This window comes from Streptomyces sp. NPDC002276, assembly GCF_053891435.1.
This window is the reverse complement of the sequence record NZ_JBSFCQ010000002.1, coordinates 87,294-100,495: the sequence shown is the minus strand read 5'-3', so window position 1 is coordinate 100,495 and position 13,202 is coordinate 87,294. Positions and strand designations below refer to the sequence as shown.

Genomic DNA, 13,202 nt, shown 5'->3' with positions numbered 1-13,202 from the left:
CCCCCAGACCCCCCTTCGGCCTGGACGGCCTCGTCCTCAAACGCCGGACGGGCTGATGGTGCCGACCGGCGTTCGAGAGGCTCTAGTCCGCCGTGCAGCCCCAGTAGCCGATCTCCGTCGGCTCGTCGTCGCGATAGAGGATCGTGCAGCGGCCGGACCCACGGCCCGGGAAGGTCGCGGCCCCGCTGCGGAGCGCGGCGGTCCAGCGCTCACGGGTGGGTCTGCCCTCCGGTGCCCAGTCGCGCACCTCGTCCTCGGTCAGGGGGCGCAGCATGGCGACCTCGTCCCCGGACGCGGCGTCGACGAGGTCGTAGAAGTCGAGTACGGAGGACGTGCCGCCCGTCAGGATGTACTCCGCCCAGGCCTCGTCCTCGCACAGTTCGAGGATGTCCCGCCCCGGGAACCCGTGGTCGCACCTGGCCAGTTCCTGTTTCTGCGCCTGCCGGAACGCCGACTCAAGATCCTTCTGGTACGGCCCCGTCGAGGTCCACTCGTTGCCACCCATCGCAGCCCCTTTCCGTGCACCGCAGGCTAGAGGTAGTCCTCCAGGCGGCCCACCGTCAGGCCCCGCTCCTGGATCCCCCGGAGCAGTCGGGCCGTCGTGTCGGTCGGGGTGATGCGGACGATGTCGCCGGGGGCGAGGCGGTGGGCGCCTCGGGCGTAGGTGAGGGTTCCGGTGGTCGTGGAGGCGCGCCAGAGGACCAGTGCGGAGATGCCGCAGTCGCCGGCGGCCCGGCGGGTCGTCGTGTCGTACGTGCCGTCGGGGGGCCGGAGCAGCCGGGGCCGGGGGCGGGCCAAGTGGCCGCAGATCTCGGTGCGTTGGGCGTCGTAGGGCAGGCCAGTGAAGCGGGCGGGCCCCGGCGGTGTGCGGAACTCCGTTACGGGGAGGCGCAGTTCGCGGACCATGTCGGCGAAGTTCGGGTCCGGGCGGGCGCCCGCGGTGTGGTCGTAGGTCAGGAAGACGACCTTGTCGTGGGTGCGGACGTGGTCCACGACGGGTGGGAGGCCGGGGCCCGCCGAGCGGGCGGGGGGTCCGGGGGACGGTTTCGGGGCGGGGGTCAGAGGGGCCGTCAAACCCCAGTGGCGGTACGGCTGTTCGGGGGCCGGGCCGTGCGGGTGCACGCGCTGGGCGGCCTTCTTGCCGAGCCGTTCGATGGGGTCGACGGACTGGGCGCAGCCGGTGAGGAGGGTGGCCGCCAGGGCGACGGCCACCGGTACCCGGACCCTCACAGGTAGTCCTCAAGGCGGGCCACCGCGTAGCCCTCGGCCGTGACCTTGCCGAGGAAGCGGCGCATGTCGTCGACCATCGTGCCCTTCCAGTCCGCACGGCCCCGGAAGTGGGTCAGCACGATGTCGCCGGGGTGCAGTTGCTGGTCGTCCTCGCGGTACTCCCAGTGGTCGACGAAGACCTCCTCGTCCCAGATCGGGGCGTACTTGATGCCGCAGGACTTCGCGGCGACGAGGGTGTCGTGGTTGTAGTTCCCGTACGGCGGCCGGAAGACGGTCGGGGCCTTGCCGAACTGCTTCTTCACGATGTCCTGCATGCCGCAGATCTCGCGCTTCTGCTCGGCGTAGGACAGGCCCGGCAGGTAGGGGTGCGTGAGGGTGTGGTTGTTGATCGTGTGGCCCTGGGCCTGCATCTTCCTGAAGTAGCCGTAGTCGTCCTTGACCAGGTAGTTGCTGAGGAAGGCCGTGTACGGGATCTTCAGCTCGTCCATCATCCGCAGGAACGCGGGGTCCTTGTTCTCGCCGTCGTCGATCGTGAGGAAGACGATCTTCTGCTTGGTGGGGATCGTCGTGAAGACCGGCGGGAGGTTCAGCTCCTCCTGGTCGTCCACCTCGAAGCCCTTGCGCGCGGTGATCTCCGGCTTGTGCGCGGGGGCCGACGGGGCCTGGAGCGGCACCTTCGCCAACCCCCAGCGCTTCGCGGCGGCGACCCGGGCGGCGTAGGCGGCACGCAGCCTGGTGGCGTAGGAGTCGAGCGCGCGGGCCGGGGGCGCGTGCAGGGGCTGCGCGCCGTGCGCGGGAGGCGCCGGGTGCGCCGGGTGCGCGGTCGTTCCGGAGCCGGACTGGCCGCAGCCGGAGGCGAGTGCGGCGAGCGCGAGGGCGGCCAGCGCGCCACGGACGCCCGGCTTCCACCCTCGACGCCCCCGACTGCCCCGGCGACTCCCTCGGCCCTCCATGCGTTCACACGTCCGATTGATGTCATTTTGTACGACTACTCGCATGGGGTCGGATCTTTTCAGGCCCCGGCCCCGATCCCGTGCCGACACCGCCAACACACCGCCACCGGAGGCGCACCGTCCACCGACTGGCCCACAATGTCCCGGTGAACGACCCCCATGCCCCCGCATACGACCCCGTACTCGCCTTCGCCGCCCTGCTCACCCCCGAGGGCCGCGCCCTCCTCGACGAGGTCCGCGGCACCGACCCGGCCAAGGAACTCGCCGTCGCGACCCGGCTGCGCCGCGAGCACCCCGCCGACCTCGTCTCGGCGGCCCTCGGCCAGGCCAGGCTGCGGCAACGGGCGGCGGCGGCGAAGTTCACGCCCGAGGACGCCGACAGGATGTTCTTCACCCCGAACGGCTTCGAACAGTCCACCCGGTCCACCGTCGCCACCTACCGCGCCGGGCGACTGCGCGAACTGGGCGTGACCTCCGTCGCCGACCTGTGCTGCGGAATCGGCGGCGACGCGATCGCGCTGGCCCGGGCCGGGGTGCGCGTGCTGGCCGTGGACCGCGATCCCCTGACGGTCGCGGTGGCCCGCGCGAACGCCGCGGCACTGGGCCTCGCCGACCTCATCGAGGTGCGCGAGGCGGATGTCACGAACGTCGACACGTCCGCGTACGACGCCGTGTTCGTCGACCCCGCGCGACGCGGCGGCCGGGGCCGCATCTTCGACCCCGAGGCGTACTCACCCCCGCTCTCCTGGGCCGTCGCCGCCGCTACGACGGCCCCGCTCGCCGCGCTGAAGATCGCGCCCGGCGTCCCGCACGAGGCGATCCCGGAGACGGCCGAGGCGGAGTGGATCTCGGACGGCGGCGATGTGAAGGAGGCGGTGCTGTGGTTCGGGGCGGGGGTGCGGCCGGGTGCCGTACGGGCAACTCTCCTCCCCGGCCCGCGAGTTCTGCACGGACGCGGACTGCCCGACCCCGAAGTCCGTTCCGTTGGACGGTACTTGTACGAGCCCGACGGCGCCGTCATCCGCGCCCACCTCGTCGCCGAGGTCGCGGAGGAGGTCGGGGGCGGACTCGTCGACGAGACCATCGCCTACATCACCGCCGATGACCTACGGCCGACCCCGCACGCCTCCGCCTACGAGATCACCGACCAACTCCCCTTCGGCGTCAAGAAGTTGAAGGCACTGCTGCGGGAGCGGGAGGTGGGCGTACTCACCGTGAAGAAACGGGGATCGGCCGTCGAACCGGAGGAACTGCGCCGGAAGGTGAAGCCTCAGGGGCCCAACTCGGCGACGGTGTTCCTGACTCGGGTGGCGGGGGCACCGGCGATGTTGATCGGACGGCCGGTCATGGAGAAATAAATCGGTGGGTTGACGCGAGGGAACCTGCCACGCTCATCGGATGGGTGCACTGGACGCAGTGGCGGGCAGGGTCGCCGGCGGGGCCACGGTGACGTTCCGACCCAGCGGCTCCTCGATGGTCCCGCTGATACGCAGTCGCCAGCGGGTGGTCGTCGCTCCGGTCGACCCGTCGAAGGTGACGGTCGGAGACATCGTCCTCGCCCGTGTCGCCGGGACGGTCTACCTGCACCTGGTGTCGTCCGTGGACCTGGCCAGGAAGCGGGTGCAGATCAGCAACAACCGTGGCCGCGTCAACGGCTGGACCGGCCACGACCGCGTCTTCGGCATCTGTGTGGCGGTCGACGACGTCGCCCGGCCGGGAGCCGCGGGCAAGACCGTCGCGGCTTGACGGGGCACTGGTCCCGCACTAGTCCCGCATTAGTCCGCCTCTTCCTCTTCGGCCCTGCGCAGCAGGAGTTGGCGTTCGCGTTCGTTGCGTGCCAACGAAGCCGCTCGTACGAACTCCTCCTTCGCCTCCGTCGTACGGCCGAGGCGCGACAGCAGGTCGCCGCGGACGCTGGGCAGCAAGTGGTAGTCGCGCAGGGCGGGTTCGGCGGCGAGGGTGTCGACGATCTCCAGTGCGGGGGCCGGGCCGTCCGCCATCGAGACGGCCACCGCGCGGTTCAACTCGACCACGGGGGACGGGGATCGGGCGGCGAGGAAGCCGTACAGGGTCGCGATCGTCGGCCAGTCGGTCTCGTCGTAGGTGTACGCGTGGGCGTGGCAGGCGGCGATGGCGGCCTGGAGGGCGTAGGGGCCGGGGGCGCCGGTGGACACGGCGTCGGCGCGGCCGAGGGCGGTGATGCCGCGGGCAATGAGCAGGCGGTTCCAGCGGCGGCGGTTCTGGTCCCTGAGGAGGACGGGGTCGCCGTTCGGGGCGGTGCGGGCGGCCGAACGGGAGGCCTGGAACTCCAACAGGGCGGCCAGCGCGTGCACTTCGGGTTCCTTCGGCATCAGACCGGCGAGGAGACGGGCGAGGCGGAGCGCGTCCTCGCAGAGGCCGGGGCGGAGCCAGTCGTCGCCAGCCGTCGCCGCGTAGCCCTCGTTGAAGATGAGGTAGATGACGTCGAGGACGGAGCCGAGGCGGGCCTCGCGGTCGGGGCCGTAGGGGACCTCGAAGGCCACGTTCTTCGTCGCCAGGGTGCGTTTGGCGCGGACGATGCGCTGAGCGATCGTCGGCTCGGGGGCGAGGAAGGCGCGGGCGATCTCGGGGGTGGTCAGGCCGCCGAGGAGGCGCAGGGTGAGGGCGGTGCGGGCCTCCGGGGACAGGACCGGGTGGCAGGTGGTGAAGACCAGGCGCAGGAGGTCGTCGTCGATGTCGTCGGGGGCGGCGGGTTCCTCGGGCGGGGCCGTGGTCTCCAGGGTGCGGCCGATCTCCTGGAGCTTGCGGGCGTAGTTCTCCCGGCGCCGGACCAGGTCGACGGCGCGGTGCCGCGCGGTGGCCATGAGCCAGGCGCCCGGGTTGTCGGGCACGCCGTCCCGCGGCCACTGCTCAAGGGCGGCGACCAGGGCGTCCTGGGCCAGTTCCTCGGCAATGCCGACGTCGCGGACCGTGCGGGCGACGGCGGCGATGATGCGCGGGGACTCGATGCGGAAGACGGTCTCGATGGTGGTGTGCGGGTCTGTGCTGTTGCCGTGCGGGTCCGTGCTGTTGCCGTGCGGGTTCGCGGCGTTGCCGTGCGGGGCCGCGGTGGGCTGTGATTCCGGAGTCACAACCCACCATGCAACACCCCCGGCGGCCTCAGGCCAAGGAATGCTCAGCCCTCCGCGATCTCCCGCACCTCGCAGGTCACCGTCCAGAACTCCTCGTGCACCTTCAGGAACCGCTTCGTCCACTCGATCGCCTCGGCCATGTCCTTGCACTGCATGAGCGCGTAGCCGCCGACGACCTCCTTGGACTCGGTGAAGGGCCCGTCGGTGACGGAGATCTTGCCGCCCTCCCAGTGGACGCGGGCGCCCTGCGCGGTCGGGGTGAGGCCGGCGGTGTCGAGCATCACTCCGGCCTTGGTGATCTCCTCGATCAACTCGCCCATCCGCTGCATCAGTTCGGGGCTGGGGCCCTCGGCGGGGGCGGTCTTCTCGTCGATCTGCACGAGGGAGAGGTAGCGGGGCATGGTGACTCCTCGGATCGGATGTCGGCCGGGTCCTTCCCGGCCTTTCAACCATGCGTCGAACGAGGTGCCGCCGGATCGACACACTCGCCGGAATTCCCCGAAGATTTTTTCTCGTACGACCGCGTGATCCGCCGGACGGGTCCTAGGCGTCGAGGTAGCGGTAGTCCCCGGCCGGGGGGCCGATCACCAGATCGCCGTTGTGGACCCTCCACTCGCTCATGCCGTCGACGTCGTGGCTGACCAGGAACAGGCCCCGGGGCCTCTCGTCGTACTCGTCGTCCGGGTCGGAGGCCGGGATCCGGGCGATCCGGCGCAGCCTCTCCTCGAACCAGTCGAGGGCCACCGCGCGGATATCGCCCCCGTAGAAGGCCCAGCTAAGGTAGTTGTACTGCCGGGCGGGGAAGGCCCAGCCACCGCTGTAGGTGCGCTCCGGATCGTCCGCTTCCACGATCTCCTTGATCCGGGCCAGCTGTCGGTCGTCGCACTCCAGCCAGCCCCTGACCGAGACCATGGTTCCCACGGCGGTTGCTCCTCATCCGGTGACGCGCGGTTCCTGTGTCCGTGCACGGTACGGGCGACCTGCTCGGTCCCACAAAGGAATTGGCAGGGGCCCCTTACGGCGACAAGTCACCGGACGAGACCGCTCAGCGCGCGCTCTGGTTCCGGCGGTCGGTCACTTCAGCGACTCCCACAGATCGCTCGCCGCCGGTTCCTTCGCGATCACCCGGTTGGGGTTGGACGGGGCCGTGACGACCGGCATCGTGATCGTCTTGACCGCGTCGGCCGACAGGCCCTTCAGGCTCTGGCCGAGGCTGATGAGTTCGCTCAGGGAGTCGAGGCCGGTGTCGGTGGTGAGGCTGTCGGTGATGGCGTCGGTGACCTCGTAGAGCTTCGTGGGGTCGGTGAGCAGGTCGTGGGAGGAGATCTGGGTCAACAGGGCCTTCACCAGCATCTGTTGGAGGCCTATTCGGCCGAGGTCGCTGCCGTCGCCGATGCCGTGCCGGGTGCGGGCGAGGGCGAGGGCCTGCTTGCCGGTGAGGTGGTGGGTGCCCTTCTTCAGGTGCAGGTGGCTGTCGTCGTCGTCGATGTCCTGGGTGGTGGTGACCGTCACGCCGCCCAGCGCGTTGACCAGCTTCGCGAAGCCCGCGAAGTCGATCTCTATGTAGTGGTCCATGCGAACGTCCGTGATCGACTCGACCGTCTTGACCGCGCAGACCGGGCCGCCCACCGAGTACGCGCTGTTGAACATCGCGTTGTACGCCACGGAGGTCGAGCCCCCCGACTTCAGCGGGCAGGACGGCCGGGTGACGAGGGTGTCGCGCGGGATGCTGACGATCGTGGCCTTCTTACGGCCCGCGTCGATGTGCACGACCATCGCCGTGTCGGAGCGGGCGCCGGAGCTGTCGCCGCCGCCGAGCGCCTGGTTCTCCTTGCCGCTGCGCGAGTCCGAGCCGAGGACCAGGATGTTCACCGATTCGGTCGGTACGGGGGTGGCGGACGCGGAGGCGGACGCCGTGGGTGTGGTCACCGCCTTCGCGGGGCGGTCGGTGCCGAGCGCGCTGTCGATGTCGACGCTCTTGATGTTGTTGTTGAGGTGCCAGTAGGCCCAGCCCGCCGTGGCGACGCCCAGGACGAGGGCGCCCGCCAGAGTGAGACCGGCGATCTTCAGCACCCTCGACCGCCGGCCCACTCGTCTGTCCGCGTCGGCGTTCTCGTTGTCCGTCACGGGGAGGAACGTAAGTCCGAATTATTAGGAGAAAGTTAGGGGAGCGGTCGCGGGACGGTTTTCTGCGGAAAATCTCACGGTTCTCAGTCCCGCTTCACGCCCCCCGCCTCCCTCATCCCAGGGTCACCACCGGTACCGGGTTGCTTCCGCTCCAGGACGCGTTGAACCCGAACGTCACCGAACCGCCGTCCGGGACCGTCCCGTTGTAGCTCGCGTTCGCACAACTCACGGTCGCGCCCGACTGGGTGCACACGGCATTCCAGGCCTGCGTGAGCTGCTGCCCCGCGCCGTACGTCCAGGTCGCTCGCCAGGACGAGAGCGCGGTGCCCGTGCAGGCGATGGTCACCTGCCCGGTGAATCCGGTGTTCCACTGGCTGGCCACGCTGTACGTGGCCGCGCAACCAACCGTGGACTGAGTGCCGCCGAGTGCCTCGGCGATCCCGTAGTACGCCGGTTTCGGCGCGTAGTTCTCGTCGTACGGCGTCGCCGCGCCGTAGCCCGGGAAGGTGCCCGGCACCCAGGAGTCGGAGTCGGTGAAGCCCCAGACGGTGATGTTCACGCAGCGGGTCACCGCCGCGCAGGCGGCCACCACGGTCTTGAAGTCGGCCTTCTGCTGGGCGAGTTTGGTGGCATCGGCCGGAAGTGCCATGCGTACGTCGAGTTCGGTGATCGCCACGTCCACGCCCAGGTCGGCGAAGCGCTGGATGTTCTGCTGGAGGGTGGCCGGGACCTGACCGAGGATCAGGTGAGCCTGCAACCCCACCCCGTCGATCGGAACGCCCGCCGCCTTCAGGGACTTGACCAGGTTGTAGAGAGCGGTGGACTTCGCGTTGACGCCCTCGACGTTGTAGTCGTTGATGTACAGCTTCGCCGCCGGATCGGCCGCGTGGGCCCAAGTCAGCGCCTGGGCTATGTAGTTGGCGCCGAGGCCGTTGTACCAGAGCGTCGAGCGGTAGGTGCCGTCCTCGTTGAAGGGCTCGTTGACCACGTCCCAGGCCGTGATCTCGCCCTTGTAGCGGCCGACTTCGGTGCTGATGTGGTTCTGGAGCAGACTGCTCAACTGGGCTGACGTCCATGTCCCGTTGGTCAGCCAGCTCGGGTTCTGGCTGTGCCAGACCAGGGTGTGGCCGCGCACCTGCTGGTTGTGGGCCCGCGCGAAGGCGACGATCTGGTCCGCCTCCGACCAGTTGAAGCTGCCCTGCGTCGGCTCTACGGTCTCCCACTTCATGGCGTTGCCGGGGGTGAGCGAACTGAACTGCGCGCCCGCGATGTCGCCGTAACTGCCGGTGAGTTTGGAGCCGGTGACCGCCGTACCGACGACTTTGCCCTTCGCGGCGGCGAGGTCGCGCAGCGGGGTGTCGGCGGCGTGTGCGGCGGGTGCGGTGAAGAGCAGGACGGCGCCGGTGACCAGGGCCGCCAGGGAGAAGCCGGTTCTCAGAGATCTCATGCGGGTGCCTCCGAAAGTTTCGGTTGTGCAACCGATTGGCTTCGGAGGAGTGTGGGGCGGCTCACCCCACTCGTCAATACGTCATCTTCCGGCCAATGCCGTCACCCGGTGGCCGGGGCCGCCGTACTGCTGCGCACCACCAGGCTCGTCGCCAGCTCCACCCGCCGGGCCGCCGAGGACTCCGGTTCGCGCGCGAGGTCGAGCACCAGCTTGGCCGCCGCCTCGGCCATCTCGGTGAGGGGCTGTCGTACGGTCGTCAGCGGCGGGCCGACCCAGCGGGCGACCGGCAGATCGTCGAAGCCGACGACGCTCAGGTCCTCCGGGATGCGCAGCCCCAGCTCGCGCGCGGCCTCGTACAGGCCGAGGGCCTGGAGGTCGTTGCCGGCGAAGACGGCGGTGGGCCGGTCCGGGCGGCGCAGCAGATCGAGGCCCAGCCGGTACCCGGCCTCATGGTGGAAGTCGCCGGTGACGATCAGCGAGCCGTCGACCGGCACCCCGGCCGTCTCCAGCGCGGCCCGATAGCCGTCCACGCGGGCGCGGCTGCACATCATGCGGGAGGGTCCGCTGATCGCGCCGATCCGGGTGTGGCCGAGTTCGACCAGGTGCCGGGTGGCGGCGAGACCGCCCTGCCAGTTGGTCGCGCCGATCGACGGAACGTCGGCGCCCGGGTCACCGGCCGGGTCCATCACCACGAACGGGATGGAACGGCTGGTCAGCAGCGCCCGCTGGGACTCGTCGAGCCCGGACAGCACGAGGACCACACCGTGCGGGCGGCGGGCGGCGACCTGGTCGGCCCAGGTCCGGCCGGGGGTGAGCCGCCCCGCGCTCTCGCTCAGCACCACGCTCAGCCCGGCGTCCCGCGCCACGTTCTCCACGCCCCGGATGACCTCCAGCGCCCAGGCGCTCTCCAACTCGTGGAAGACCAGGTCGATCAGCGGGGAGCGGGTCGCCTCGGCGCGGCGGCGCCGGTAGCCGTAGACGCGGAGCAGGTCCTCGACGCGGGTGCGGGTCGCGGGGGCGACATCGGCACGGCCGTTGAGGACCTTCGAAACAGTCGGAGCCGACACTCCAGCCTCGCGGGCGATCTCGGCGAGCGTCGCGGTCTGCGTTTCTACGGCCTTCGAGGGTTTCATGCCGTCGATCGTATCCCTGCGCGACCTCTTGACGAAGCTTCCGTCCGGCCATACGTTCCCGGAACATTCGTACCACTGACCGAAACATTCGTGAAAAACTTTCGTGAGAGGTGCCGTCATATGGAGTCCTACAGCAGGCGCTGGTTCCTCGGCGCCGGTGCCACCACCCTGCTCACCACCGGACTCACGGCCTGCGGCTCCAGCGACAGCACCGGCGGCAGCAGCACGGTCACCGCCTTCACCTACGGCGACGACGCGGCGAAGGTGCAGGTCAAGGCCGTCGCCCGGTTCAACGCGTCGGCGGCGGCCAAGAAGGCCAAGGGGAAGATCAAGCTGGAGCAGGTGCCCGGCACCGACTACCCGGCCAAGCTGCGCACCGCGATGGGCTCGCCGAACGCGCCGGACGTCTTCTTCAACTGGGGCGGCGGCTCGATCAAGGCGTACCAGGAGGCCAACCAGCTGGTCGACCTCACCGACACCATCAAGTCCGACCCGGTCCTCAGCGGCGGCTTCCTGCCCTCGGTGCTCGCGGCGGGCGCGCTCAAGGGCAAGAACTACGGCATACCGATGCGCGGCATGCAGCCCGTGATCCTCTTCTACAACAAGTCGGTCTTCGCCGCGCAGAAGCTCCAACCGCCCACCACCTGGGCCGAGTTGCTCGACATCAACAAGAAGCTGAAGGCCGCGGACATCACGCCGTTCGCGCTCGGCGGCGCCGACATCTGGCCCGAGCTGATGTGGCTGGAGTATCTGGTCGACCGGATCGGCGGACCCGAGGTCTTCGACCGCATCAAGAACGGCGACGCGTCCGGCTGGGGCGACCCCGCCGTCCTCAAGGCCGCCGAGACGGTGAAGGAACTCATCGACGACGGCGCCTTCGGCAAGGGCTTCAGCTCCGTGTCGTACGTCAACGGCGGCGCGCCCGCGGTGTTCGCCAAGGGCAAGGCGGCGATGCATCTGATGGGCTCGTGGGAGTACTCGACGCAGCTCGGAAAGTTCCCCGACTTCGCCAAGACGAACCTGGGGTGGTCGGCGTTCCCGAAGTACGAGGGCGGTGCGGGCGACATCCGCAACGTGGTCGGCAACCCCACCAACTACTGGTCCGTGAACGCCCGTACGGGCAACAAGGACGCGGCGATCGCGTTTCTGCGGGACTGCGCGTCGGAGGCGTACGCGAAGGCGCTCGTCGCCAACGGCGACATCCCGACCACCTCCAACGCGGAGAAGTTGCTCGACTCCTCCCCCAACCCCGAGTTCGCCAAGTTCCAGTACCAAATGGTGCAGCAGGCGCCCGCGTTCACGCTGAGCTGGGACCAGGCGGTGGATCCGGCTGTCTCCACACCGATGCTCACGGAGATCAACAAGCTGTTCGTGGGGAAGAGTTCGCCGGCGGAGTTCGTGTCCGCGCTCAAGGGGCTCAAGTGACCCAGAGCGCGGCGGCGAAAGCCGGTCGCCCACACGCCATATGGGCCATCCCCGGTGTGCTGTTCTTCGTGTTCTTCGCCGTCGCCCCCATGCTCCTCGCCGTCTATCTCTCCTTCACCACCTGGAACGGGCTCGGGGACCCGAAACCCGTCGGGCTCGCCAACTGGCAGAAGTTGCTGCACGACGACCGGCTCACCCAATCCCTCACCGTCACCGTCCTGTTGACGGTGACGAGCTGGGTGTTCCAGACCGTCGTGTCGCTGCTTCTCGGGGTCTGGGCGGCGGGGCGGCAGCGCAACCGGGCCGTCCTGTCCGCGATCTTCTTCGTACCGTTCCTGCTGTCCTCGACGGCCATCGCGCTGCTCTTCTACGCCCTGCTCGACCCGAACTTCGGGATCATCCGCCAGGACACGCTCGGCTCGACCAGTGGCGCGTTCCTCGCGATCGTGTTCGTCGGGGGCTGGCAGTTCATCCCCTTCCACACACTGATCTACCAGGGCGGGGCCCGCCAGATACCCGAAGTCCTCTACCAGGCGGCGGCAATTGACGGCGCCGGGCGCTACCGGCAGTTCTTCTCGATCACGCTGCCCCAGCTCCGCAACACGGCCACGACCTCCAGCGTGCTGATGATCGTCGGCTCGCTCACCTACTTCGAGACCGTCCTGATCCTCACCCAGGGCGGCCCCGGCACGGACACGGCGATCCTGCCGTACCTGATGTACGAGGCCGGCTTCAAGAGCTACGACTTCGGCTACGCGAGCGCGATCGCGACCTTCCTGGTCGTGGCCGCCACCGCGCTGTCTCTCGTCCTGGTCAGGCTCACCGGTTTCGGCGCCATGCGCAGTACCCGCGAAGGGATGTGACGGAGTGTCACACGACACGTTGCCGCGTCCGGTGAAGACGGCGGAGGAGCCCGTGGAACCCCCGCGCAACCGAAGGCGCCGCCACTGGACCCGCCGCGCCAACCCGCTGGCCGGTCTCGGCTCCCTCATCTGGCTCGCGGTCGTCATCGTCCCGATCTACGCGATGATCTCGGCCTCGCTCACCCGCCAGGACAAGGCCCTCGGCAACAACGCCCTGAAGCCGCCCACCGATCCGACCTTCGCCAACTACAACACCGTTCTGTACAACGGCTTCGGCCACTTCCTCGCCAACACGGCACTGGTCGCGGCAGCGGTCGTAGGCATCGTGCTCGTGCTGTGCGTGCCGCTCGCCTACGTCGCCGTACGCACCCGCACGGTCTGGTCGAGCGCGGCCTTCCGCCTGTTCCTGCTCGGAGTGGCGATCCCGGCCCAGGCAGTAGTGGTCCCCCTGTACCTGATGATCGCCAAACTCGACCTCTACGACAGCCTGTTGGCGGTCATCCTCCCCACCGCGGCCTTCGCGATGCCGGTCTCCGTGCTGATCCTGACCGGCACCCTGCGGGACATCTCGGAGGACCTCTACGAGGCGATGGCGCTCGACGGCGCGTCGGCGACCCGGATGCTGTTCCAGCTGGTCGTCCCGCTGGCCAAGGGCGGGATCAGCACCGTCGTCATCTACACCGCGCTCCAGGCCTGGAACGGCTTCCTCTTCCCGCTGATCTTCACCCAGTCCGACGGCCCCCGGGTCCTCACCCTCGGACTCTTCAACTACGTCAGCCAGTTCGGCGTGAACATCCCCGCGCTGCTCGCCTCGGTCGTCCTCTCCGGCATCCCCATCTTCGCCGTCTATCTGGTGGCCCGGCGCGCCCTGGTCGGCGGTCTGATGGGCGTAGGCGGAAAGTAACCCCCTTTCT

The 13,202-nt window shown here is 69.4% G+C and carries 14 protein-coding genes; 5 read left to right on the top strand and 9 right to left on the bottom strand.

Annotated elements, in window-relative coordinates; all coding sequences use genetic code 11:
* Positions 1-82: 82 nt before the first annotated feature.
* The 3 genes from ACWIHT_RS05585 to ACWIHT_RS05575 are packed head-to-tail and all read right to left on the bottom strand — an operon-like array spanning position 83 to position 2,183.
* The gene (locus ACWIHT_RS05585; RefSeq protein WP_456164754.1) at positions 83-505 is read right to left on the bottom strand and encodes a hypothetical protein; all 423 of its coding nucleotides are present in this window, start codon (positions 503-505) and stop codon (positions 83-85) included.
* A gap of 26 nt (positions 506-531) precedes the next feature.
* Positions 532-1,230, bottom strand: a complete 699-nt coding sequence (locus ACWIHT_RS05580) for a hypothetical protein (RefSeq protein ID WP_456164752.1) — start codon at positions 1,228-1,230, stop codon at positions 532-534.
* Entirely contained in the window at positions 1,227-2,183 is a 957-nt protein-coding gene (locus ACWIHT_RS05575) for a polysaccharide deacetylase family protein (RefSeq protein WP_456164750.1), read from the bottom strand. The genes ACWIHT_RS05580 and ACWIHT_RS05575 overlap by 4 nt, the downstream gene beginning before the upstream one ends.
* A gap of 146 nt (positions 2,184-2,329) precedes the next feature.
* On the opposite strand from ACWIHT_RS05575, the gene ACWIHT_RS05570 reads away from it, so the two are divergent.
* Positions 2,330-3,541 carry a class I SAM-dependent methyltransferase gene (locus ACWIHT_RS05570; protein ID WP_456164748.1) on the top strand — a complete coding sequence of 404 codons (1,212 nt, stop codon included), beginning with the start codon at positions 2,330-2,332 and terminating at the stop codon, positions 3,539-3,541.
* A 40-nt stretch (positions 3,542-3,581) separates the two neighbouring features.
* On the top strand, positions 3,582-3,929 hold the full coding sequence (locus ACWIHT_RS05565) for a S26 family signal peptidase (protein ID WP_456164746.1): 348 nt from the start codon (positions 3,582-3,584) through the stop codon (positions 3,927-3,929).
* A gap of 29 nt (positions 3,930-3,958) precedes the next feature.
* Here the strand turns inward: ACWIHT_RS05565 and ACWIHT_RS05560 are convergent, their stop codons facing one another.
* The 6 genes from ACWIHT_RS05560 to ACWIHT_RS05535 all read right to left on the bottom strand — a co-directional run bounded on the left by ACWIHT_RS05560 (position 3,959) and on the right by ACWIHT_RS05535 (position 10,000).
* The gene (locus ACWIHT_RS05560; protein WP_456164744.1) at positions 3,959-5,293 is read right to left on the bottom strand and encodes an RNA polymerase sigma factor; all 1,335 of its coding nucleotides are present in this window, start codon (positions 5,291-5,293) and stop codon (positions 3,959-3,961) included.
* A 44-nt stretch (positions 5,294-5,337) separates the two neighbouring features.
* Positions 5,338-5,694, bottom strand: a complete 357-nt coding sequence (locus ACWIHT_RS05555; protein WP_043676922.1) for a YciI family protein — start codon at positions 5,692-5,694, stop codon at positions 5,338-5,340.
* A gap of 142 nt (positions 5,695-5,836) precedes the next feature.
* Positions 5,837-6,205 (bottom strand): hypothetical protein, encoded by a 369-nt coding sequence (locus ACWIHT_RS05550; RefSeq protein WP_456165962.1) that lies wholly within the window; start codon positions 6,203-6,205, stop codon positions 5,837-5,839.
* 162 nt (positions 6,206-6,367) lie between these two features.
* Complete coding sequence (locus ACWIHT_RS05545; RefSeq protein WP_456164742.1) at positions 6,368-7,420, bottom strand: LCP family protein; 1,053 nt, start codon at positions 7,418-7,420, stop codon at positions 6,368-6,370.
* Positions 7,421-7,532: 112 nt separating this feature from the next.
* Positions 7,533-8,867 carry an endo-1,4-beta-xylanase gene (locus ACWIHT_RS05540; protein ID WP_456164740.1) on the bottom strand — a complete coding sequence of 445 codons (1,335 nt, stop codon included), beginning with the start codon at positions 8,865-8,867 and terminating at the stop codon, positions 7,533-7,535.
* A gap of 101 nt (positions 8,868-8,968) precedes the next feature.
* Positions 8,969-10,000 carry a LacI family DNA-binding transcriptional regulator gene (locus tag ACWIHT_RS05535; protein WP_456164738.1) on the bottom strand — a complete coding sequence of 344 codons (1,032 nt, stop codon included), beginning with the start codon at positions 9,998-10,000 and terminating at the stop codon, positions 8,969-8,971.
* Positions 10,001-10,120: 120 nt separating this feature from the next.
* Here ACWIHT_RS05535 and ACWIHT_RS05530 point away from each other — a divergent pair, with 120 nt between their 5' ends.
* The 3 genes from ACWIHT_RS05530 to ACWIHT_RS05520 are packed head-to-tail and all read left to right on the top strand — an operon-like array spanning position 10,121 to position 13,192.
* Positions 10,121-11,425 (top strand): ABC transporter substrate-binding protein, encoded by a 1,305-nt coding sequence (locus tag ACWIHT_RS05530; RefSeq protein ID WP_456164736.1) that lies wholly within the window; start codon positions 10,121-10,123, stop codon positions 11,423-11,425.
* Positions 11,422-12,288, top strand: coding sequence for a carbohydrate ABC transporter permease (locus ACWIHT_RS05525; RefSeq protein ID WP_456164734.1), 867 nt, complete (start codon positions 11,422-11,424; stop codon positions 12,286-12,288). The genes ACWIHT_RS05530 and ACWIHT_RS05525 overlap by 4 nt, the downstream gene beginning before the upstream one ends.
* 4 nt (positions 12,289-12,292) lie before the next feature.
* Positions 12,293-13,192 carry a carbohydrate ABC transporter permease gene (locus tag ACWIHT_RS05520; protein ID WP_456164732.1) on the top strand — a complete coding sequence of 300 codons (900 nt, stop codon included), beginning with the start codon at positions 12,293-12,295 and terminating at the stop codon, positions 13,190-13,192.
* Positions 13,193-13,202: the final 10 nt, after the last annotated feature.